Raw genomic sequence first — 20807 nt, forward strand, 5'->3', positions numbered from 1 at the left:
CCTATGTTTGGTGGAAAAGGCGGTCTGGGTGGCCTGATGAAGCAGGCTCAGCAGATGCAGGAAAAAATGCAGAAGATGCAGGAAGAGATCGCTCAGCTGGAAGTCACGGGTGAATCCGGTGCCGGTCTGGTCAAGGTGACCATCAACGGTGCGCATAACTGCCGTCGCGTTGAAATCGACCCGAGCCTGCTCGAAGACGACAAAGAGATGCTGGAAGATCTGGTTGCAGCCGCGTTTAACGATGCCGCTCGCCGTATCGACGAAACCCAGAAAGAGAAAATGGCCTCTGTTTCCAGCGGTATGCAACTGCCGCCGGGCTTTAAGATGCCATTCTGATGCAAACCAGTCCGCTGCTCACGCAGTTAATGGAAGCACTGCGCTGCCTGCCGGGCGTTGGCCCGAAGTCGGCGCAGCGTATGGCGTTTACGCTATTGCAGCGCGACCGCAGCGGCGGGATGCGCCTGGCGCAGGCTCTGACCCGCGCCATGTCAGAAATTGGTCACTGTGCGGATTGCCGGACCTTTACCGAGCAGGACGTATGTAACATCTGCACGAACCCGCGTCGTCAGGAAAACGGTCAGATTTGCGTGGTGGAGAGTCCGGCGGATATCTACGCCATCGAACAAACCGGGCAGTTTTCCGGCCGCTATTTCGTGCTGATGGGGCATCTCTCCCCGCTGGATGGCATCGGCCCGGACGATATCGGTCTCGATCGCCTGGAGCAGCGCCTGGAGTCGGAAACCATCAAAGAGGTGATCCTCGCCACCAACCCGACGGTGGAAGGGGAGGCAACCGCCAACTACATCGCCGAGCTGTGCGCGCAGTACGGCGTTGACGCCAGCCGCATCGCCCACGGCGTGCCGGTCGGCGGTGAGCTGGAGATGGTCGACGGCACCACGCTGTCACACTCGCTGGCCGGACGTCACAAGATTATTTTCTGACCAAACGGAGGCTGCGCGCGCGGCCTCCGCTTGAAAATTCCTCCCCTTATCCCCATCTCTCACTCAACGTTTTACAACCCCATTAAATGGCATTGTTGAGGTCGACTTAGATGAAAGGACAAGAAACCCGTGGTTTCCAGTCAGAAGTAAAACAGCTTCTGCACCTGATGATCCATTCCCTGTATTCCAACAAAGAAATCTTCCTGCGTGAGCTGATTTCCAACGCCTCTGATGCGGCGGACAAGCTGCGCTTCCGCGCGCTGTCTAACCCGGATCTGTATGAAGGCGACGGCGAGCTGCGCGTGCGCGTCTCGTTTAATAAAGAGAACCGCACCCTGACCATCGCCGATAACGGCATCGGGATGAACCGCGACGAGGTGATTGACCACCTCGGAACCATCGCCAAATCCGGCACCAAAGCGTTCCTTGAGTCCATGGGCTCTGACCAGGCGAAAGACAGCCAGCTGATCGGTCAGTTCGGCGTAGGCTTCTACTCGGCGTTCATCGTGGCGGACAAAGTCACCGTGCGCACCCGCGCCGCGGGCGACAGCGCCGAGAACGGCGTGCTGTGGGAGTCTAAAGGTGAAGGTGAATACACCGTTGATGACATCACCAAAGCGGATCGCGGCACAGAAATCACCCTGCACCTGCGTGAAGGCGAAGACGATTTCCTGAACGACTGGCGCGTACGCTCCATCATCAGCAAATATTCCGACCATATCGCGCTGCCGGTTGAGATTGAAAAACAGGAAGAGAAAGACGGCGAAACCGTGGTTTCCTGGGAGAAAATCAACAAGGCGCAGGCGCTGTGGACGCGCAACAAGGCTGAAATCAAAGACGACGAGTACAACGAGTTTTACAAGCACATCGCCCACGACTTCACCGATCCGCTGACCTGGAGCCACAACCGTGTGGAAGGGAAACAGGAGTACACCAGCCTGCTGTACATTCCGGCGCAGGCGCCGTGGGACATGTGGAACCGCGATCACAAGCACGGCCTGAAGCTGTACGTGCAGCGCGTGTTCATTATGGACGACGCCGAGCAGTTCATGCCGAACTACCTGCGCTTTGTGCGTGGCCTGATAGACTCCAACGATCTGCCGCTGAACGTCTCCCGTGAAATTCTTCAGGACAGCACCGTCACCCGTAACCTGCGCAACGCCCTGACCAAACGTGCGTTGCAGATGCTGGAAAAACTGGCGAAGGACGATGCGGAAAAATACCAGACCTTCTGGAAACAGTTTGGCCTGGTGCTGAAAGAAGGTCCGGCGGAAGATACTGCGAACGTGGAAGCTATCGCTAAACTGCTGCGCTTCGCCTCTACGCACAACGACTCCTCCGCCCAGACCGTGTCGCTGGAAGAGTACGTCTCCCGCATGAAAGAAGGGCAGGAGAAGATCTACTACATCACCGCCGACAGCTATGCGGCAGCGAAGAGCAGCCCGCATCTGGAACTGCTGCGTAAGAAAGGCATCGAAGTGCTGCTGCTGTCTGACCGCATCGACGAGTGGATGATGAACTACCTGACCGAGTTCGACGGTAAATCCTTCCAGTCCGTTGCCAAAGCCGACGAGTCTATCGATAAGCTGGCGGATGAAGTGGACGACAGCGCGAAAGAAGCCGAGAAGGCGCTGGAGCCGTTCGTTGAGCGCGTTAAAACGCTGCTGGGCGACCGCGTGAAAGAGGTGCGCTTCACGCACCGTCTGACCGATACGCCAGCCATTGTCACCACCGATGCGGACGAAATGAGCACCCAGATGGCGAAACTGTTCGCTGCGGCGGGCCAGGCCGTGCCGGATGTGAAATATATCTTTGAGCTTAATCCGGATCACCCGCTGGTGAAACGCGCGGCGGATACCCAGGACGACGCCCGCTTTGCGGAGTGGGTTGAACTGCTGCTGGATCAGTCCCTGCTGGCCGAGCGCGGTACGCTGGAAGATCCTAACCTGTTCATTAAACGTGTGAATGCGCTGCTGCTGGCGTAATCTTCCCTCACCCCGGCCCTCTCCCACAGGGAGAGGGTGAAAGAGTTCCCTCTCCCTGTGGGAGAGGGTTAGGGTGAGTGCACCAGACCGCACTCTCCCAAATTATCTCCCCCCGTTAACCGTTTCAGCCTTCCCGCCTTCCTTGAGCCATACCCGTTCTGGTGGTATTGTTTAGCGCTTTTTGAAAAATTGAATCGACTTTTGAGGGGATTTTCGCAATGCGTATTATTCTGCTTGGCGCTCCGGGCGCGGGTAAAGGAACTCAGGCTCAGTTCATCATGGAGAAATACGGTATTCCGCAAATCTCCACCGGTGACATGCTGCGCGCCGCTGTTAAATCTGGCTCCGAGCTGGGTAAACAAGCGAAAGACATCATGGACGCAGGCAAACTGGTGACCGACGAACTGGTTATCGCGCTGGTTAAAGAGCGCATTGCTCAGGAAGACTGCCGTAACGGTTTCCTGCTGGACGGCTTCCCGCGCACCATTCCTCAGGCTGACGCCATGAAAGAAGCGGGCATCAACGTGGATTACGTGCTGGAGTTCGACGTACCAGACGAGCTGATCGTTGACCGTATCGTTGGCCGTCGCGTACACGCTGCTTCTGGCCGCGTTTACCACATCAAATTCAACCCACCTAAGGTTGAAGGCAAAGACGACGTGACCGGCGAAGAGCTGACCACCCGTAAAGACGATCAGGAAGAAACCGTGCGTAAACGCCTGGTGGAATACCATCAGATGACCGCACCGCTGATCGGCTACTACACCAAAGAAGCGCAGGCGGGTAACACCAAATACGCGAAAGTGGACGGCACCAAAGCCGTGGCTGACGTACGTGCAGAGCTGGAAAAAATCCTCGGCTAAGCGCACCTCTCTCACCCGGAGCCCCGGGTGAGAAAAATTCTCATCTTACCTATTACAGCAATGGGTTTCGTTTAAACGCATTTCCGCTACAATTGACAGCCTATCAAATGGTTAAGAGGCGTGAATGAGTCAGGCGAAAACCGGCATCCTGCTTGCCAATCTGGGCACCCCAGAAGCACCTACTCCAGCGGCGGTCAAACGCTACCTGCGACAATTTTTAAGCGACACGCGCGTCGTGGATACCCCAAGACTGCTGTGGTGGCCACTGCTGCGTGGCGTCATTCTGCCGATTCGTTCCCCGCGTGTGGCAAAGCTCTATCAGTCCGTGTGGATGGAAGAGGGCTCGCCGCTGATGGTGTACAGCCGTCGTCAGGAGAAGGCGCTGGCCGCCCGCCTGCCGGACATGCCCGTTGCGCTCGGCATGAGCTACGGTAAGCCGTCCCTGGAAAGCGCCGTCGACTCTTTGCTGGCGCAGGGCGTTGAACACATTGTGGTGCTGGCCCTTTATCCGCAGTATTCGTGCTCCACGGTAGCTGCCGTCTGGGACGAACTGGCGCGCATTCTGGCGACCCGCCGCCGTATACCGGGTATCACCTTTATCCGCGACTACGCCGATAACGAGCTGTACATTCAGGCGCTTGCCAGCAGCGCGCGCGCGTCGTTTGAAAAACACGGCGAGCCGGATCTGCTGCTGCTCTCCTATCACGGTATTCCGCAGCGTTTCGCGAACGAAGGGGATGATTACCCCCAGCGTTGCCGCGATACCACCCGCGAGCTGGTCTCCGCCCTCGGCCTGCCGCCTGAGAAGGTGATGATGACCTTCCAGTCGCGCTTCGGCCGTGAACCGTGGCTCACCCCGTATACTGATGAAACGCTTAAGATGCTGGGCGAGAAGGGCGTGAAGCACATTCAGGTGATGTCGCCGGGCTTCTCGGCGGACTGTCTGGAAACGCTGGAAGAGATTGCTGTCCAGAACAAAGAGTTCTTTATGGAGGCGGGCGGAACGAAATACGAATACATTCCTGCGCTTAACGACTCCCCTGAACACATCGACATGATGGTCTCACTGGTCACCACCCGCCGCTGATCGCGTTACGGGCCGGGTTTGTGCTACCATTCCCGGCCCGTATTCTTTGCACAGTTCAGACCATGAAATTTCCCGGTAAACGTAAGTCCAAACACTATTTCCCCGTCGATGCCCGCGATCCGCTGTTACAGCAAATTCAGCAGGAAAGCGAAACCAGCGCTGCCTGGGTGGTCGGTATCGATCAGACGCTGGTGGACATTGAAGCCAAAGTGGATGATGCGTTTGTCGCACGTTACGGTCTGAGCGCCGGGCACTCGCTGGTGATTGAGGATGACGTTGCTGAAGCGCTGTATCAGGAGCTGGTGCGCGAAAATCTTATCACCCACCAGTTTGCCGGCGGCACCATCGGCAACACCATGCACAACTACTCCGTACTGGCAGACGACCGCTCGGTGCTGCTTGGCGTGATGTGCAGCAATATCGAAATCGGTGGCTATGCCTACCGCTACCTGTGCAATACCTCCAGCCGCACCGATCTGAACTATTTGCAGGGCGTTGACGGGCCGATTGGCCGCTGCTTTACGCTGATAAGCGATTCCGGCGAGCGTACCTTTGCCATCAGCCCCGGCCATATGAACAAGCTGCGCGCTGAAAGTATCCCGGAAGAGGTGATCGCGGGCGCGTCTGCGCTGGTACTGACCTCCTATCTGGTGCGCTGCAAGCCGGGCGAACCAATGCCGGACGCAACCATGAAGGCAATTGAGTACGCGAAGAAATACAACGTGCCTGTGGTTCTGACGCTGGGCACCAAATTCGTCATTGCCGACAACCCGGAGTGGTGGCAGGCCTTCCTGAAAGAACACGTCTCGATTCTGGCGATGAATGAAGAAGAAGCCGAAGCGCTGACCGGCGAAAGCGATCCGCTGCTGGCGTCTGATAAGGCGCTGGACTGGGTAGATCTGGTGCTCTGCACCGCCGGGCCGGTCGGGCTGTATATGGCGGGCTTCACGGAAGAAGAGAGCAAGCGGAAAACCCAGCACCCGCTGCTGCCGGGCGCAATCGCCGAATTTAACCAGTACGAGTTCAGCCGCGCCATGCGTTATAAAGACTGCATCAACCCGCTGCGTATCTTCTCCCACATCGCACCGTATATGGGTGGCCCCGAGAAGATCATGAACACCAACGGCGCGGGCGACGGCGCGCTGGCCGCGCTGCTGCACGACATCACCGCCAACGCCTACCACAAAACCAATGTGCCGAATTCCAGCAAGCACACCTTCAACTGGCTGACCTACTCCTCGCTGGCGCAGGTGTGCAAGTACGCGAACCGCGTGAGTTATCAGGTGCTGAACCAGCATTCACCGCGCTTAACGCGGGGGCTGCCGGAACGGGAAGACAGCCTCGAAGAGGCGTATTGGGACAGGTAAAAGCAAAACGGCAACCTGTGGTTGCCGTTTTTAGTGTTTGTTCCCTCTCCCTGTGGGAGAGGGCCAGGGTGAGGGCATCAGGCCGCACAAAACTTACCCCGTCATCGCCTCTTCAACCGGCGGTTTCGTCAGCATTGTCAGCATCGTATTCGCAATCTCACGCTCACCCATCACCACCTGGTTCGCGCCGCGCTCGGTGATGTACTCCACTTCGTCATCATAATGGGCGCGGGCAATGATTTCGATATGCGGGCATTTTTCACGGGCTGTGGCGACAATCTCGCCAGCCTCGTAACCGTTCGGGATAGTGAGTAACAGCCAGCGAGCGCAGTCCAGATGCGCCAGATTCATAATCTCTTCGTTAGCCGCGTTGCCCAGCACCGCGCGGATGCCGCGCTCGCGAAGCTCGTCGACGCGAGTGCGGGAGGTTTCAATCACTACCAGGGGGATCCCCTGGGCCATCAGCTTCTCACCGAGCAGGCTGCCGACGCGGCCAAAACCGACCAGCAGCGCGTGGTTGCAGATATCTACGGGGATCTGTTTCTCCTCCTCAATCGCTTCTTCCAGGGTTTGCTCTTCGAGGGTTTCGGTCTTCTCGAGATATTTCTCCAGCAGGGCAAACAATACCGGGTTTAGCATGATGGAGAGGATCGCCCCCGCCAGCACCAGATTTTGCCCCGCCTGTGGCAGCAGGTTCAGGGCCATCCCCAGACCGGCAAGAATAAAGGCGAACTCGCCAATCTGCGCCAGGCTGGCGGCGATGGTCAGCGCCGTGCGCGGCGAGTGACCGAACATCCGTACCAGGAAGAAGGCGGCAACGGACTTACCAAAGATGATGATTGCCAGCGTACCCAGCACGGCCAGCGGCTGCTGAATGAGGATCAGCGGGTCGAACAGCATCCCGACGGAGACAAAGAACAGCACCGCGAATGCATCACGTAGCGGCAGGGTATCGTGCGCGGCACGGTGGCTCAGCTCGGACTCGTTCAGCACCATCCCGGCGAAGAACGCGCCCAGCGCAAAGGAGACGTCAAACAGCTCGACGGCGCCAAAGGCAATGCCCAGCGCCAGCGCAAGGACCGAAAGCGTGAACAGTTCACGCGAGCCCGTGGCGGCGCTGCGGGACATGATCCACGGCACCAGACGGCGGCCCACCAGCATCATGATGGCGATAAACGCTACAACCTTACCGATGGTAATGCTCATATCCAGCGCCAGCGAGGCGAAGCCGATATTCTCTTTTTCCATCATCCCGGCAACGGCAGGCAGCAGAACCAGCGTCAACACCATTACCAGATCTTCAACAATCAGCCAACCTATCGCGATTTGTCCGCGCTGGCTGTCTATCAGCTGTCTCTCTTCAAGCGCGCGCAGCAGCACCACGGTACTGGCGGTTGAAAGACACAGCCCAAATACGATACCGGTCATGATTGACCAGCCCAGCACCGCCGAAAGCGCCATGCCCAGCAGCGTCGCCACCCCTATCTGGGCGATCGCTCCCGGTATGGCGATCGACTTTACCGCCATCAGATCCTTCAGGGAAAAATGCAGTCCGACGCCAAACATCAGCAGGATCACGCCCAATTCCGCCAGCTCAGGCGCCAGTTTGGTATCAGCGACAAAACCCGGCGTAAAGGGCCCTGCCAGCACGCCCGCCAGTAAATAGCCTACCAGGGGCGAAATACGCAGTTTATTGGCAATCATGCCGAGAATAAAAGCGAGCACAAGTCCACCAACAATGGTGGTGATAAGCGGTGTGGCGTGGTGCATTCCGTCTCCTTTCGCGATGGGTGATCCATTTTTGGTGCAAATACCAAAAAGCCGATTAATAGTTTATGACAATTTTTACGCTTATGTTTATGAATAATTGTTGAAATCACAATAAAAAGGCAATAAGCATGAAAAAAGGCAGATTTTGATAAATTTGCTGAGGGGAGGGAGAGGAAAGCCTTATGGCATCAGGTTATCCGGCTGCCAAAGTTTAACTTTGGCAGCCGTGAAGTCACGCTTTATGACGATTGTCAGGCAGGAATATGGTCAACATCCCCAGAAGTGGCAGGAAAGCGCAGATTTTATAGACCAGGAAGATGCTGGTGTGGTCTGCAACCATCCCCAACACGGCTGCGCCAAGGCCGCCCATGCCAAAAGCAAAACCGAAAAAGAGACCGGAAACCATACCGATACGTCCCGGCAGCAGCTCCTGCGCGTAGACCAGGATGGCTGAAAATGCCGATGCGAGAATAAAACCAATAATCACCGTCAATATTCCGGTCCATTCCAGCGTTGCGTACGGTAAAACAAGCGTAAACGGCGCGACGCCGAGGATAGAGCCCCAAATCACATATTTACGTCCTATTTTATCCCCTACAGGGCCGCCTATCACCGTGCCTGCCGCCACCGCAAACAGGAAGGCAAAGAGGTGGAACTGGGCGTTTTGTACTGATAATCCGAATTTTTGCATCAGATAGAAGGTGTAATAGCTGCTGATGCTCGCCATATAGAAATATTTCGAGAAAATCAGCACCAGCAGCACGCTGACGGCAAGGATCACCTTATTGCGCGGAAGGGGATTGGTTATCTTCGCGGCAGGTTTTCCCTTATTTACGCGATGCTGCGCGGCATACCAGCGGCTGATTTGCGCCAGGACGACAATCGCCAGCAGCGCGGCCAGCACAAACCACGCCACGTTGCCTTTGCCGTAAGGCGCGATAATTACCGCCGCCAGCAGAGGACCGAGGGAGCTACCAAAGTTACCCCCCACCTGGAACAGAGACTGCGCCAGCCCGTGACGTCCGCCTGAGGCCATACGTGCCACGCGGGACGATTCCGGATGGAACACCGATGAACCGGTTCCCACCAGCGCCGCGGCAACCAGTACCGCCTCAAAGCTGCCCGCCATGGCCAGCAGCACCAGCCCGCTCAGGGTGAAGCACATGCCAATGGGCAGCGACCATGGCATCGGGTATTTGTCCGTCCAGTAGCCCACCACCGGCTGTAGCAGCGAAGAGGCCAGCTGGAAGGTCAGGGTGATCATCCCGATCTGCACGAAGGTTAATGAGAACTCAGATTGCAACAGCGGGTAGATCGCCAGAATCAGCGACTGGATCATGTCGTTGAGCAGATGAGAGAGACTGATTGCGCCTAATACTTTAAAGGAAGTGCGCGATTTCGGCGGCGACGCCGGAGCGCCCTGGACGGGCTGGGTTGATTCACTGATTGCCATAAATACCACGTCGATTTGTTATTAGAGATGCAGGGAGTAATTATTATCCGACTAACATACCCGTCCGTGACATTTGAAGAAAGTCGCAATTCTGAAAACTTATTTGTCTATTCTTGTGAGTCACTGTAATTTTTGCGTTTGTCTATGGGTCAGGGAGAGAGAAGATGAAGTTAATGAAGCGTGGCGTCGCGCTGGCGCTCATCGCCGCATGGGGGCTGACAAGCCTGCCCGCGCAGGCGTATGAAAAAGATAAAACCTATAAAATTACCATTCTGCATACTAACGATCATCACGGCCATTTCTGGCGCAGCGAATACGGTGAATATGGCCTGGCGGCGCAAAAAACGCTGGTGGACGGCATTCGTAAAGAGGTCGCGGCCCAGGGCGGCAGCGTCCTGCTGCTGTCGGGCGGGGATATTAATACCGGGGTACCGGAATCTGATTTGCAGGATGCCGAGCCTGATTTCCGCGGCATGAATTTAATTGGTTACGACGCGATGGCGGTCGGAAACCACGAGTTTGATAATCCGCTGAGCGTGTTGCGCCAGCAGGAGAAGTGGTCCAAATTCCCGTTCCTTTCCGCCAATATTTATCAGAAAAGCACCGGCGAGCGCCTGTTTAAACCGTGGGCGCTGTTTAAGCGTCAGGATCTGAAGATCGCGGTCATCGGCTTAACCACCGACGATACGGCCAAAATTGGCAACCCTGAATTTTTCACCGACATCGAATTTCGTAAACCGGCGGACGAAGCGAAGCTGGTGATCCAGGAGTTGCAGCAGAATGAAAAACCGGATGTGATTATCGCGACCACCCACATGGGGCATTACGATAACGGTCAGCACGGCTCTAACGCGCCGGGCGACGTGGAGATGGCGCGCAGCCTTCCTGCGGGCTCGCTGGCGATGATTGTGGGCGGTCACTCACAGGATCCGGTCTGCATGGCTTCTGAGAATAAAAAGCAGGCAGATTATGTGCCCGGCACGCCGTGCGCGCCTGATCGTCAGAACGGGATCTGGATTGTACAGGCTCACGAGTGGGGTAAATACGTTGGCCGCGCGGATTTCGAATTCCGTAACGGCGAAATGAAGCTGGTGCACTATCAGCTCATCCCGGTCAACCTGAAGAAGAAAGTGACCTACCCGGATGGCAAAAGCGAGCGGGTGCTCTACACGCCAGAGATCGCTGAAAACCAGCAGATGCTCTCTCTGCTGACGCCGTTCCAGAGCAAAGGGAAAGCGCAGCTGGACGTGAAGATTGGCACGCTTAACGGACGACTGGAAGGGGACCGCAGCAAAGTCCGCTTTGTACAGACCAACATGGGGCGTCTGGTGCTGGCCGCGCAGATGGCGCGCACGAATGCTGATTTCGGCGTGATGAGCGGCGGCGGTATTCGTGATTCCATTGAAGGCGGAGACATCACCTATAAAGACGTGCTCAAAGTGCAGCCGTTTGGCAACGTGGTGGTCTATGCGGACATGAGCGGGAAGGAGGTGATTGACTACCTGACCGCCGTGGCGCAGATGAAGCCGGATTCCGGGGCGTATCCGCAGTTTGCTAACGTCAGCTTCGTCGCGAAGGACGGCAAGCTTAACGATCTCAAAATCAAAGGCGAACCGGTTGATCCGGCGAAAACCTACCGCCTGGCAACGTTAAGCTTTAACGCCACCGGCGGCGACGGCTATCCGCATATCGATAACAAACCGGGCTATGTAAATACCGGGTTTATTGATGCGGAAGTGTTGAAGCAGTTTATCCAGCAAAATTCACCGATTGACGTGAACATGTATGAGCCGAAAGGCGAGGTGAGCTGGCAGTAGTGCGTTTTTTTGCCGGGTGGCGGCTTCGCCTTACCCGGCCTACATTTGAATCGTAGGCCCGGTAAGCGCAGCGCCACCGGGCAATTTTCTCAATCCCGGCGCGCAATATCCGCAAATTTCGCGTCCAGCATTTTCGCCAGATCGCCTGCGGCCAGTTCGATATCCAGCCCGCGTTTGCCGCCAGAAATATAGATCGTCTCAAATTCCTGCGAAGGCGCATCGATCAGCGTCGGCAGACGCTTTTTCTGGCCGAGCGGGCTGATCCCGCCGACCAGATAACCCGTTGTGCGTTGCGCAACCATCGGGTCAGCCATATCGACCTTTTTCGCTCCCAGCGCTTTGGCCACTTTCTTCAGATCAAGCTGTCCGGCGACGGGCGTCACTGCCACGGCGAGGTGCTTCATATCGCCGTTCACCGCGACCAGCAGCGTTTTGTAGACCTGGTCCGCGTTCAGCCCCAGCTTGCGCACCACTTCATCACCAAAGTTGGTTTCGTTCGGATCGTGATCGTAGGTGTGGATCCGGAAAGAAATTTTGTTTTTTTCGAGTAATTTAACGGCGGGAGTCATGGCTATCCTTCTTACGACAGACGATTCATACCAGCAGCATACGCCTGACGTTTGTCTAAAAAATAGCACCATCTTGCGCAATAGTATTGGCAGTGATGGTTACTTTGAGCGACAATCGGCGTAGCCGAAGGTCACTTCGGTATAATAAAAACGATGAAATTCCTCTTTGACGGGCCAATAGAGATATTGGCCATTTTTTTATTTCAGCAGCGACGGCAAATTCCCTTCTCCGTACAAATGCAACGCGCCAACCGCGACAACATAACGACCGGCAGGCAGGGCATATAGTGTCTCCCGCCACGCCTGGTTGCGCGCGTTCATCAGCACATCATACAACGATTCACTGAACGTCGACGGTAACGCCAGCTTACCGTCTGCGGGCGGCGCATCCAGCCACCAGCCAATCATCGTTTGCAGCAGACGCGCGTTGGTGTGCCAGTGGGTCAGGGTATCATCCAGCAGCATGAGGCCGTCATCGGGAAGCTGGCGAAGAAGCGCAATCTGGCTGTCCGTGCCTTCCAGTTCAATGACGGACAGGTTGCGCGCCCTTGCCGCATTCAGCAGTTGATAATCGATACCGTAATCGCCGCGCAGCCCCAGGCGCTGCGCCTGGGTGGCCTGTAGCACCATGGCAATTTGCCACAGGGGCAGAGTGTCGAGCATTGAGAGCGAGACGCCGGTCTCATCCGCAAGACGGGTAAGCTCAGCCAGCTGCGTCCCGTTAAGACGTTCCGCCAGGGGGCGATCGCTTTCCAGCCCTGCAAACGGCGATTCATGGCCGGAGATGTCGGCTTCGACGATCAGCGCGTCGGCGCGCTTCAGCAGTTTAATCAGGCCGGAGGGCAGGGGGGACATGTCCTGCGTGCCCATATGAATGCTTCCCACCAGGTGCAGATGCTGCCCGCCCGGAAGCGAAATATCCATACCGGGCCAGGCATAACGGCGGGGAAAAAGGGCGCGAAACGATGTTTTTAGACGATTAAACAGACCCATACGCGCTCCATGATCGGAAAGGTTCATGCTAGCGCGTACGGGTACAAGGTTCAATCCTTCGGTTTAAACCGCAGCAGACGGTTAGCGTTGCTCACCACGGTAATTGACGAGAGCGCCATCGCCGCACCCGCAACAACCGGGTTCAGCAGGGTACCGGTCAGCGGCCACAAAATCCCGGCGGCAATCGGAATGCCGAGCGAGTTATAGACGAAGGCCCCCAGCAGGTTCTGCTTCATGTTGCGCAACGTGGCTTTCGAAATCGCCAGCGCATCCGCCACCCCCATCAGGCTGTGGCGCATCAGGGTGATCGCCGCGGTTTCAATGGCGACATCGCTCCCGCCGCCCATCGCAATGCCTACGTCAGCCTGCGCCAGCGCCGGGGCGTCGTTGATGCCGTCGCCCACCATCGCCACCTGGCGACCCTGACTTTGCAGGTTCTTGATGGCGTCCGCTTTGCCGTCCGGCAGGACGCCCGCGATCACCTCATCAATACCGGCTTCTTTCGCAATGGCGTTGGCGGTGGTCGGGTTGTCCCCGGTCAGCATCACCAGACGATAGCCCGCGCGGTGCAGGCGCTGTAAGGCATCTACGCTGTCCTGGCGTAACGGATCGCGCACGGCCAGCAGCGCCGCCACCTGACCATCCCTCGCCAGCAGAACCGGCGTCGCGCCCTGAGAGGCCTGCGCGTTTAGCTCTGCGTCCAGCGCGGACGTATCAACGCCGTGTTCAGTCAGCAGTGCCTGGTTGCCCAGCAGCAGCGTATGGCCTTCGGCTTCACCGCTGACCCCTAAACCGCGCAGGGTGCGGAAGTTGCTGACCTGCGGCAGACGGCCATCACCGGCTTTCTCCAGGATGGCGCGCGCCAGCGGGTGGCTGGAACCTTGTTCCAGCGCGGCGGCAAGGCGCAGGGCGTCCGTCTCCGTACAGCCAACGGTACTGACGGCCACCACCTGCGGTTTGCCCTCGGTGAGCGTGCCGGTTTTATCAAAGACAAGGGTGTCCAGCGTGCTTGCCCGTTGCAGGGCGTCAGCATCCCGGACCAGTACACCAAATTCGGCGGCGCGTCCGACGCCAGAGATAATCGACATCGGCGTGGCCAGGCCAAGGGCACAAGGGCAGGCGATGATCAGCACCGTGGTGGCGATCACCAGGGTGTAGACAATCTGCGGCGCCGGGCCGAAGAAATACCAGATCGCCGCGCTCAGCAGGGCAATACCGACGACCACCGGCACAAAAATGGCGGAGATTTTATCGGCAAGCTGACCAATCTCCGGCTTACTGCTCTGCGCCTGGCGGACCATGCGAATGATGCGTGACAGCGTGGTATGGCTCCCGACCGCGCTGGCGCGGAACAGTACGCTGCCGTCCTGTACCACCGTACCCGCATGCACCGCATCGCCCTGAGATTTCTGCTGGGGTATCGGCTCGCCGGTCAGCATCGCTTCATCCAGCCAGGCATCGCCCTGGGTGATTTCACCGTCGACGGGCACGCGGTCGCCGGTGGTCAGGCGCAGCGTCATTCCCGGCTGTACCTCTGAGAGCGGAACGCTTTTTTCCCCGTCGTCCGTGACCACGCGGGCCGTCGGCGGGGTTAAATCGAGTAATCTTTCCAGCGCTTTCGACGAGCGCTGACGCGCGCGGGCTTCGAGCATATGGCCTAAGTTAATCAGACCGATAATCATCGCACTCGCTTCATAATAGAGATGGCGCGCCTCCATCGGGAACCACTGCGGCCAGACGTTCACGCTCATCGAATACAGCCACGCCGCGCCGGTACCGAGCGCGACCAGCGTGTCCATCGTCGCGGTGCGGTTTTTCAGGCTCTTCCAGGCGCTGGTATAGAAATGTCCGCCAGCAAACACCATCACCGCAAGGGTAATCAGACCAATCACCAGCCACAGGGTGCGGTTGTCAGCGGTGACCATCATGTTGTCACCCATCATGCCCCACACCATCACCGGAATACCGACCAGCAGGGCGACAATCGCCTGCCAGCGGAAACGCTTCATAGTGGCGACAGCCGTTTCCTGCTGGCGCTCGCGGCGCTCGGCATCATCTTCGATGGCCTCCGCCCCGTAGCCCGCTTTCTCCACGGCCTGCACTAACTCTGCGGCGGAGGCGCTGCCCATCACCAGCGCAGTACGCTCCGCCAGGTTTACCCGTGCCTGTGCGACGCCCGGTACCGCCTGTAAGGCGTTTTGTACCCGGGAGACGCAGCTGGCGCAGCTCATGCCGTTGATCAGCAGCTGTTGGCTGTCATCAATATCATCAGCTACCGGAAGCTCAGGAGTGGCCGCTGTCAGTGCTTCCGACGGGGATGATGACTCTGCCAGCGGTTTAGCCTTTGGGTGGCTTAACTCCGCCCCGTAACCGGCCTGTTTAATGGTATCAATCAGCGCGTCGGCGCTGGCGCTGCCGGTCACGGCGGCATGATCGATACTCACCTCAGCGCTTTCCACGTCAGGACGCTGCTCCAGGCTTTCTTTAACGCGTTTGACACAGTGGCCGCAGGAGAGGCCGTCCAGTGTCAGGTCAATAGTGTGAGACATAACAAAACTCCCGTATAATGTTCTGGTCAATTGTTGACCTTCACTCTGCTTTTCGCTAACTGTTATGAAGGTTAAACCTTCCATCAAGGGGAAGGTCAAGGGGGAAATGTGAATATCAGCGATGTTGCGAAAAAAACCGGCTTAACCAGCAAAGCGATTCGCTTTTATGAGGAAAAAGGGCTGGTGACGCCACCGTTGCGCAGTGAGAACGGCTACCGCAGCTATACGCAGCTGCATCTTGACGAACTGACGTTACTGCGCCAGGCAAGACAGGTAGGATTTAACCTTGAAGAGTGCGGCGAGCTGGTTAACCTGTTTAACGATCCGAAACGCCACAGTGCCGACGTGAAAAAACGTACGCTGGAAAAAGTGGCGGAGATCGAACGCCATATCATCGAATTACAGGCGATGCGTGAGCAACTGTTACAGCTGGCAGAATCCTGCCCGGGAGATGACAGCGCCGAGTGCCCGATTATCGACAATCTTTCCGGCTGCTGCCACCGTAAAACCCACGCCTAACAGGCTTTAACCCGCAGGGTAATGCCTTCCACCGCAATGACCTCAACCCGCGTGCCGGCGCTGAGGTCATCGTCGGCCACCACCGGCCACGAACTGTCCCCCACGCGCATATGACCGCGTCCGTTGATCAGCGCGTTATCAAGCGTAAAGCGTCTACCCACGATCTGCTGCCCACGCTGGTTGAGGTGCGCGTCGACCGGCTTCTGCGCCTTCACCCGTTTGTTCAGCCAGCGCCACCACAGCCAGGCGGCCAGCAGCGTCAGCACGGCAAACAGCGCGCCCTGCCACTCCCAGCCGACAGGCAGCAGCCAGACGACCAGCCCGGTAATCACCGCGGCAACCCCGCTCCACAGCAGATAACCGTTGCCGCCAAGCATCTCAGCGGCCAGCAGTAAACCGCCAAGGCTTAGCCAGAACGCATGAGGATGTGCAACGATGAGCTCAATCATTTTTTACGCTCGTTTCCGCCGTCTTTGATCAACTCGGCAATTCCGGCGATAGATCCCATCAGACTGCTGGCATCCAGCGGCATCATTACCACCTTGCTGTTGTTCGCGGAGCCGATCTCCTTCAGCGCATCGGTATATTTTTGCGCGACGAAGTAGTTCACAGCCTGGATATCCCCGGCGGCAATCGCCTCGGAGACCATTTGCGTCGCGCGGGCTTCCGCTTCTGCCGAACGTTCACGCGCTTCCGCCTGGAGGAAGGCAGACTGACGGTCGCCCTCGGCTTTCAGGATCTGCGACTGTTTTTCCCCTTCCGCTTTCAGGATTTCAGCCTGACGCACCCCTTCGGCTTCAAGAATATAGGCACGCTTGGTACGCTCGGCCTTCATCTGCGCGTTCATGGAAGCAATCAGCTCTGCCGGTGGGCGCACGTCGCGGATCTCAATGCGTGTCACTTTGATCCCCCACGGATTGGTGGCTTCATCCACAATGTGCAGCAGGCGGGTATTAATGCTGTCGCGCTGGGAGAGCATTTCGTCCAGCTCCATTGAGCCCAGCACGGTACGGATGTTGGTCATGGTCAGGTTAACGATCGCCAGCTCCAGGTTGCTCACCTCATAGGCCGCTTTCGGCGCATCAATCACCTGAATAAAGCACACCGCATCGATGGTGACGTTGGCGTTATCCTTGGAGATGACTTCCTGGGAAGGGATATCCAGCACCTGCTCCATCATATTGATCTTACGCCCAATCCTGTCCATGAACGGGACGATCAGGCTTAAACCCGGCTGAAGGGTATTGGTGTAGCGACCGAAGCGTTCGACGGTCCACTGGTAACCCTGCGGGACAATTTTGACGCCTGCGCCCACGATAACCAGCGCAACGAAAATAAGGACAGGAACAACGATGAGCATAAAAACCTCCTGTTTTGCATGCCGTAACGAGAAAAACTGCGTATTTGTTGAACGTAAGTATATCGGCTAACGAAGAGGATTTCGCCCCTGTAAAGAGGTGGGAACCGGACTGGCAGAAATAAAACGCCCCGTTCGGAATGCGGGGCGCAAAACGTTACTTTTCAGACCAGGTATAGCTGAAGTCGGTGATAAACCCATCCCCGGCGTCAGCGATGGCTTTTGATAAGCCCTGATAGTATTTTTCCAGGCCGATGGCCTCTATCTGCTGGATCTGCTCGCGAACGGGAGCGCAGAACAATACCGCATTGCCCGCCCCGACACGTTTGTTGTTCGGCGGCAGATCGCCGGTAATCGCCTTAAACCAGGTTCTGATCCCTTGCTTTAAGCTGTGCGGCGCTTTTGTAAGATCCTCCTGGCCGGTCAGCACCTGTAGGGTAGGGAATTCATTAGCATTGACGGCGGTTTTCATACGCGCAAAGAACGCGGTAAAAAGCTCAAAAGAGCCGAGATCCGTGACGCGAGGCTTGGTGGTTTTTCCGTTTTTATTGCCCATTTTTCCGGCAGGGGCTGTAGGCGCCGGAACCACATTGACCTTATGCAGATCCAGACCAAACAGCAGATTGCAGTGCGCCCGGCGCTCTTTAAGCGGATAGGACATCAGCACGTCAATAAACGCCGTCGCCTTCACATCGGCCAGATCATGGTTAATCAGCCATTGCGAGCGGGCAAATTCCGCAGGGGAAACGAACCAGTCCGGCACCTCAGTAAAGCGTCTGGATTTACCCTTGCCGTCAAACTCGAGAAAGTACGCTCCATCATCGAAAGCAAAATAGCAGTTTTTAAAGCTACCGATTGTGGTGTTAACGATGAGCGCCTTCTTAACAAAATCGACCACCTCTGCACCCATGACAAAACGCGTGAGTTCAGAAGAATTGATGACTTCCATTAATGTTTCCACATCAGGAACACCAGGCTTCAGGGAAGAGAACTCATAAAAGATATGTGTCATGTTGCTGACTTCCTGTAGTTATAGAGGTGACAATTAGCGAGCAAAAAGTTTAACACTTGCTATAGGTTAAGGCTATTCGCGCTGCGTAGCGGAAAGGATTATGCTAAAGGCTGTTCTTATTACAGCGGTTAATGGAATCGGAATGAATAATAAAAAAAATCTTCTGGATATCAGGGATGTTGGCTTTCGTGTGGGTGATAACACCATCCTTCAGCACGTTGATTTTTGTCTCTCTCCGGGCGAATTTAAACTGATAACTGGCCCCTCCGGCTGCGGCAAAAGCACCCTCCTGAAAATCGTGGCTTCGCTACTGAGCCCAACGGAGGGAACCATCCTGTTTGCAGGAAAAGATATCGCCACGCTTTCACCGGAAAGCTATCGCCAGCAGGTGTCATACTGCGTGCAAACGCCGTCCCTGTTTGGCGACACGGTGTACGACAATCTGGTTTTCCCCTGGCACATCCGCAACCAAACGCCTGATCCAAAAAAGTTTACCGACGATCTGACTCGGTTCGGGCTTTCGCCGGAGACGCTGACCAAATCGATCGCCGAACTGTCGGGAGGGGAAAAGCAGCGCGTCTCGCTGATCCGTAACCTGCAATTCTTGCCGAAGGCGCTGTTGCTGGACGAAATCACCAGCGCGCTGGATGACGCTAACAAGCGCAACGTCAATGACATTATCCATCGCTACGCCCGGGAGCAGAATATTGCCGTGCTGTGGGTGACGCATGATTCAAATGAAATTACCCATGCGGATGATGTCATCACGCTCAGGCCGCAGGGCGGGAAAATGGAGGAGGCTCATCGTGGGTGAACATAACATAACCAACGAATCGCTGGCGCTGTCGATGGTCCTGGTGCTGGTGGCGATTGTGGTCAGCTACCGGGAAAAGCTGGGGCTGGAAAAAGATATTCTTTGGAGTATCGCCCGCGCGGTCATTCAGCTCATCATCGTCGGCTATGTGCTGAAATACATCTTCAACGTCAATCATGCCGTGCTGACCCTGTTGATGGTGCTGTTTATCTGCTTTAACGCGGCATGGAACGCGCAGAAACGCAGTAAATACATCGATAAAGCGTTCATTTCGTCGTTGATCGCCATCACTACCGGGACCGCGTTAACGCTGGCGGTACTGGTACTCTCCGGCTCGATAGAATTTACGCCGATGCAGGTGATCCCCATTTCCGGGATGATTGCGGGCAATGCGATGGTGGCGGTCGGGTTGTGCTACAACAATCTGGGGCAACGGTTCAGCAGTGAACAGCAGCAGCTTCAGGAGAAGCTAAGCCTGGGCGCGACGCCGAAGGTGGCCTCGGCGCGGTTGATCCGCGACAGCATTCGCTCTTCGCTGATCCCAACGGTGGATTCCGCCAAAACGGTGGGTCTGGTGAGCCTGCCGGGCATGATGTCGGGGCTGATTTTTGCCGGTATCGATCCGGTAAAAGCGATTAAGTACCAGATTATGGTGACGTTTATGCTGCTCTCTACGGCGAGCCTGTCCACCATCATTGTCTGCTACCTGACCTATCGGAAGTTTTACAACGCGCGCCACCAGCTGGTGGTGACGCAGTTGAAAAAGACGGGGTAATATCGGCTTTTGTAGGCCCGGTAAGCGTTAGCGCCACCGGGCATTTTTTTGCTAGTAGAGCAACGCGTACAGCTGACGACGATATTTCGACGCCAGCGCGTCACCGGTACCCAGCGCGGCCAGGATCTCCTGGAACATCTTCCGCGCCTGTCCGTCTGCGGCGCCCAGGTCCTTCTGAAGATGGCTAAACAGCAGCTCCAGCGCCTCTTCGTTACGCCCCACCTGATGAAGCTGAAGCGCCAGCTGGCTTGCCAGCGCGGCATCCTGCGGGTTGTCCGCAACCTGCTGCTGAAGCTGTTGAATTTCAGGGGTATCGGCCGCCTGTTTCAGCAGGTCAATCTGCGCCACCAGACCCTGATAACGGGTATCCTGATCCTGCATCGGCACCGTTTTCAGCACGGCTTCCGCGTCTTCAGGGCGGTGCAGCGCAATCTGGGTCTCTGCCAGCAGCAGACCAATCTGGCTGTTCTGGTTCGACAGCTGCCACGCGTCTTTTAAAAGCGGCAGCGCCTCGTCGTACTTGCCTTCCTGCATCAGCGCCATGGCTTCCTGCGCTTTCAGCTCTTCTTCGCGCGGCAGAACTTTATCCAGCAGGGCGCGGATCGCCTCTTCCGGCTGCGGCCCCTGGAAGCCATCCACCGGCTGACCGTTCTGGAACAGGTAGACGGTTGGGATCGCGCGCAGGCCAAACTGGGAAGCCACCATTGGTTCGGCGTCACAATCCAGCTTCGCCAGAATAAACTGACCGTTGTACTGCGCGGCAAGGCTTTCCAGGACCGGCGTCAGTTGCAGGCAGTGTTGGCTGCGTTCAGACCAGAAGTAGAACAGCACCGGTTTAGTCATTGACTGTTCGAGCGTCTGTTGCAGGTTAGCTTCAGTTATGTTGACGATATTCTGTACGGACATGCGGCATTCTCTTTTATCGGTTTACTCTTT

General features: G+C 56.7%; 19 protein-coding genes. 10 read left to right on the forward strand and 9 right to left on the reverse strand.

Translation table 11 applies throughout. The features are described 5' to 3' along the window. The first annotated feature begins 3 nt into the window (after positions 1 to 3). From SK50_RS07645 to SK50_RS07670, 6 genes are all read left to right on the forward strand, one after another. Positions 4 to 336 carry a YbaB/EbfC family nucleoid-associated protein gene (locus SK50_RS07645; protein ID WP_003858972.1) on the forward strand — a complete coding sequence of 111 codons (333 nt, stop codon included), beginning with the start codon at positions 4 to 6 and terminating at the stop codon, positions 334 to 336. Beyond that, the gene (gene recR / locus SK50_RS07650) at positions 336 to 941 is read left to right on the forward strand and encodes a recombination mediator RecR (protein ID WP_006809843.1); all 606 of its coding nucleotides are present in this window, start codon (positions 336 to 338) and stop codon (positions 939 to 941) included. The genes SK50_RS07645 and recR overlap by 1 nt, the downstream gene beginning before the upstream one ends. Positions 942 to 1051: 110 nt before the next feature. Then, positions 1052 to 2926 carry a molecular chaperone HtpG gene (gene htpG / locus SK50_RS07655; RefSeq protein WP_032670453.1) on the forward strand — a complete coding sequence of 625 codons (1875 nt, stop codon included), beginning with the start codon at positions 1052 to 1054 and terminating at the stop codon, positions 2924 to 2926. Positions 2927 to 3144: 218 nt separating this feature from the next. Then, positions 3145 to 3789 carry an adenylate kinase gene (adk, locus tag SK50_RS07660; protein WP_006809841.1) on the forward strand — a complete coding sequence of 215 codons (645 nt, stop codon included), beginning with the start codon at positions 3145 to 3147 and terminating at the stop codon, positions 3787 to 3789. A 124-nt stretch (positions 3790 to 3913) separates the two neighbouring features. Continuing rightward, on the forward strand, positions 3914 to 4876 hold the full coding sequence (gene hemH / locus SK50_RS07665; protein WP_017383216.1) for a ferrochelatase: 963 nt from the start codon (positions 3914 to 3916) through the stop codon (positions 4874 to 4876). Positions 4877 to 4938: 62 nt separating this feature from the next. Beyond that, a complete protein-coding gene (locus tag SK50_RS07670) occupies positions 4939 to 6243 on the forward strand; it encodes an inosine/guanosine kinase (protein ID WP_032647466.1) in 1305 nt (434 codons plus the stop codon). Positions 6244 to 6336: 93 nt separating this feature from the next. On the opposite strand, the gene ybaL is transcribed toward SK50_RS07670, so the two are convergent. Both ybaL and SK50_RS07680 read right to left on the reverse strand, forming a co-directional pair. Further along, positions 6337 to 8013: a YbaL family putative K(+) efflux transporter gene (gene ybaL, locus SK50_RS07675; protein WP_045344585.1), complete on the reverse strand. Its 1677-nt coding sequence runs from the start codon at positions 8011 to 8013 to the stop codon at positions 6337 to 6339. A gap of 232 nt (positions 8014 to 8245) precedes the next feature. Beyond that, positions 8246 to 9466: an MFS transporter gene (locus SK50_RS07680; RefSeq protein WP_015571242.1), complete on the reverse strand. Its 1221-nt coding sequence runs from the start codon at positions 9464 to 9466 to the stop codon at positions 8246 to 8248. 164 nt (positions 9467 to 9630) lie between these two features. Between SK50_RS07680 and ushA the strand changes: the two genes are divergently transcribed. Continuing rightward, the gene (gene ushA / locus SK50_RS07685) at positions 9631 to 11283 is read left to right on the forward strand and encodes a bifunctional UDP-sugar hydrolase/5'-nucleotidase UshA (protein WP_017383219.1); all 1653 of its coding nucleotides are present in this window, start codon (positions 9631 to 9633) and stop codon (positions 11281 to 11283) included. An 89-nt stretch (positions 11284 to 11372) separates the two neighbouring features. On the opposite strand, the gene ybaK is transcribed toward ushA, so the two are convergent. The 3 genes from ybaK to copA all read right to left on the reverse strand — a co-directional run bounded on the left by ybaK (position 11373) and on the right by copA (position 15394). Then, positions 11373 to 11852, reverse strand: coding sequence for a Cys-tRNA(Pro)/Cys-tRNA(Cys) deacylase YbaK (gene ybaK, locus SK50_RS07690; protein ID WP_010428207.1), 480 nt, complete (start codon positions 11850 to 11852; stop codon positions 11373 to 11375). Between the two features lie 198 nt (positions 11853 to 12050). Continuing rightward, positions 12051 to 12845, reverse strand: coding sequence for a TraB/GumN family protein (locus tag SK50_RS07695; RefSeq protein WP_017383220.1), 795 nt, complete (start codon positions 12843 to 12845; stop codon positions 12051 to 12053). Positions 12846 to 12895: 50 nt separating this feature from the next. Next, positions 12896 to 15394: a copper-exporting P-type ATPase CopA gene (gene copA / locus SK50_RS07700; RefSeq protein WP_017694389.1), complete on the reverse strand. Its 2499-nt coding sequence runs from the start codon at positions 15392 to 15394 to the stop codon at positions 12896 to 12898. A gap of 108 nt (positions 15395 to 15502) precedes the next feature. Between copA and cueR the strand changes: the two genes are divergently transcribed. Beyond that, complete coding sequence (gene cueR / locus SK50_RS07705) at positions 15503 to 15913, forward strand: Cu(I)-responsive transcriptional regulator (protein ID WP_017383222.1); 411 nt, start codon at positions 15503 to 15505, stop codon at positions 15911 to 15913. Here the strand turns inward: cueR and SK50_RS07710 are convergent. From SK50_RS07710 to SK50_RS07720, 3 genes are all read right to left on the reverse strand, one after another. Then, the gene (locus SK50_RS07710; protein ID WP_015571238.1) at positions 15910 to 16362 is read right to left on the reverse strand and encodes an NfeD family protein; all 453 of its coding nucleotides are present in this window, start codon (positions 16360 to 16362) and stop codon (positions 15910 to 15912) included. The genes cueR and SK50_RS07710 overlap by 4 nt on opposite strands. Then, positions 16359 to 17273, reverse strand: coding sequence for an SPFH domain-containing protein (locus tag SK50_RS07715; RefSeq protein WP_003858941.1), 915 nt, complete (start codon positions 17271 to 17273; stop codon positions 16359 to 16361). Before SK50_RS07715 ends, SK50_RS07710 begins: the two co-directional genes overlap by 4 nt. A 154-nt stretch (positions 17274 to 17427) precedes the next feature. Continuing rightward, entirely contained in the window at positions 17428 to 18282 is an 855-nt protein-coding gene (locus tag SK50_RS07720; RefSeq protein ID WP_015571236.1) for a hypothetical protein, read from the reverse strand. Between the two features lie 142 nt (positions 18283 to 18424). Here SK50_RS07720 and fetA point away from each other — a divergent pair, with 142 nt between their 5' ends. Together fetA and fetB are read left to right on the forward strand one after the other, a co-directional pair. After that, positions 18425 to 19096: an iron efflux ABC transporter ATP-binding subunit FetA gene (gene fetA, locus SK50_RS07725; protein WP_015571235.1), complete on the forward strand. Its 672-nt coding sequence runs from the start codon at positions 18425 to 18427 to the stop codon at positions 19094 to 19096. Then, a complete protein-coding gene (gene fetB, locus SK50_RS07730; RefSeq protein WP_045344583.1) occupies positions 19089 to 19871 on the forward strand; it encodes an iron efflux ABC transporter permease subunit FetB in 783 nt (260 codons plus the stop codon). The genes fetA and fetB overlap by 8 nt, the downstream gene beginning before the upstream one ends. Before the next feature lie 51 nt (positions 19872 to 19922). On the opposite strand, the gene SK50_RS07735 is transcribed toward fetB, so the two are convergent. Continuing rightward, positions 19923 to 20777 (reverse strand): co-chaperone YbbN, encoded by an 855-nt coding sequence (locus SK50_RS07735; protein WP_003858935.1) that lies wholly within the window; start codon positions 20775 to 20777, stop codon positions 19923 to 19925. Positions 20778 to 20807 lie beyond the last annotated feature (30 nt).

The sequence above is a fragment of the Enterobacter sp. BWH64 genome, from assembly GCF_001037645.1.
Lineage (GTDB): Bacteria > Pseudomonadota > Gammaproteobacteria > Enterobacterales > Enterobacteriaceae > Enterobacter > Enterobacter hormaechei_C.

Excerpts from the sequence above, each read along its gene's own strand:
- ybaL (WP_045344585.1), bottom strand. The coding sequence starts at position 8,013 with ATGCACCACGCCACACCGCTTATCACCACCATTGTTGGTGGACTTGTG.
- adk (WP_006809841.1), top strand. The coding sequence starts at position 3,145 with ATGCGTATTATTCTGCTTGGCGCTCCGGGCGCGGGTAAAGGAACTCAG.
- ushA (WP_017383219.1), top strand. The coding sequence starts at position 9,631 with ATGAAGTTAATGAAGCGTGGCGTCGCGCTGGCGCTCATCGCCGCATGG.
- fetA (WP_015571235.1), top strand. The coding sequence starts at position 18,425 with ATGAATAATAAAAAAAATCTTCTGGATATCAGGGATGTTGGCTTTCGT.
- SK50_RS07720 (WP_015571236.1), bottom strand. The coding sequence starts at position 18,282 with ATGACACATATCTTTTATGAGTTCTCTTCCCTGAAGCCTGGTGTTCCT.
- htpG (WP_032670453.1), top strand. The coding sequence starts at position 1,052 with ATGAAAGGACAAGAAACCCGTGGTTTCCAGTCAGAAGTAAAACAGCTT.
- SK50_RS07735 (WP_003858935.1), bottom strand. The coding sequence starts at position 20,777 with ATGTCCGTACAGAATATCGTCAACATAACTGAAGCTAACCTGCAACAG.
- copA (WP_017694389.1), bottom strand. The coding sequence starts at position 15,394 with ATGTCTCACACTATTGACCTGACACTGGACGGCCTCTCCTGCGGCCAC.
- SK50_RS07680 (WP_015571242.1), bottom strand. The coding sequence starts at position 9,466 with ATGGCAATCAGTGAATCAACCCAGCCCGTCCAGGGCGCTCCGGCGTCG.
- SK50_RS07695 (WP_017383220.1), bottom strand. The coding sequence starts at position 12,845 with ATGGGTCTGTTTAATCGTCTAAAAACATCGTTTCGCGCCCTTTTTCCC.
- SK50_RS07715 (WP_003858941.1), bottom strand. The coding sequence starts at position 17,273 with ATGCTCATCGTTGTTCCTGTCCTTATTTTCGTTGCGCTGGTTATCGTG.
- recR (WP_006809843.1), top strand. The coding sequence starts at position 336 with ATGCAAACCAGTCCGCTGCTCACGCAGTTAATGGAAGCACTGCGCTGC.
- SK50_RS07670 (WP_032647466.1), top strand. The coding sequence starts at position 4,939 with ATGAAATTTCCCGGTAAACGTAAGTCCAAACACTATTTCCCCGTCGAT.
- hemH (WP_017383216.1), top strand. The coding sequence starts at position 3,914 with ATGAGTCAGGCGAAAACCGGCATCCTGCTTGCCAATCTGGGCACCCCA.
- SK50_RS07645 (WP_003858972.1), top strand. The coding sequence starts at position 4 with ATGTTTGGTGGAAAAGGCGGTCTGGGTGGCCTGATGAAGCAGGCTCAG.
- SK50_RS07710 (WP_015571238.1), bottom strand. The coding sequence starts at position 16,362 with ATGATTGAGCTCATCGTTGCACATCCTCATGCGTTCTGGCTAAGCCTT.
- ybaK (WP_010428207.1), bottom strand. The coding sequence starts at position 11,852 with ATGACTCCCGCCGTTAAATTACTCGAAAAAAACAAAATTTCTTTCCGG.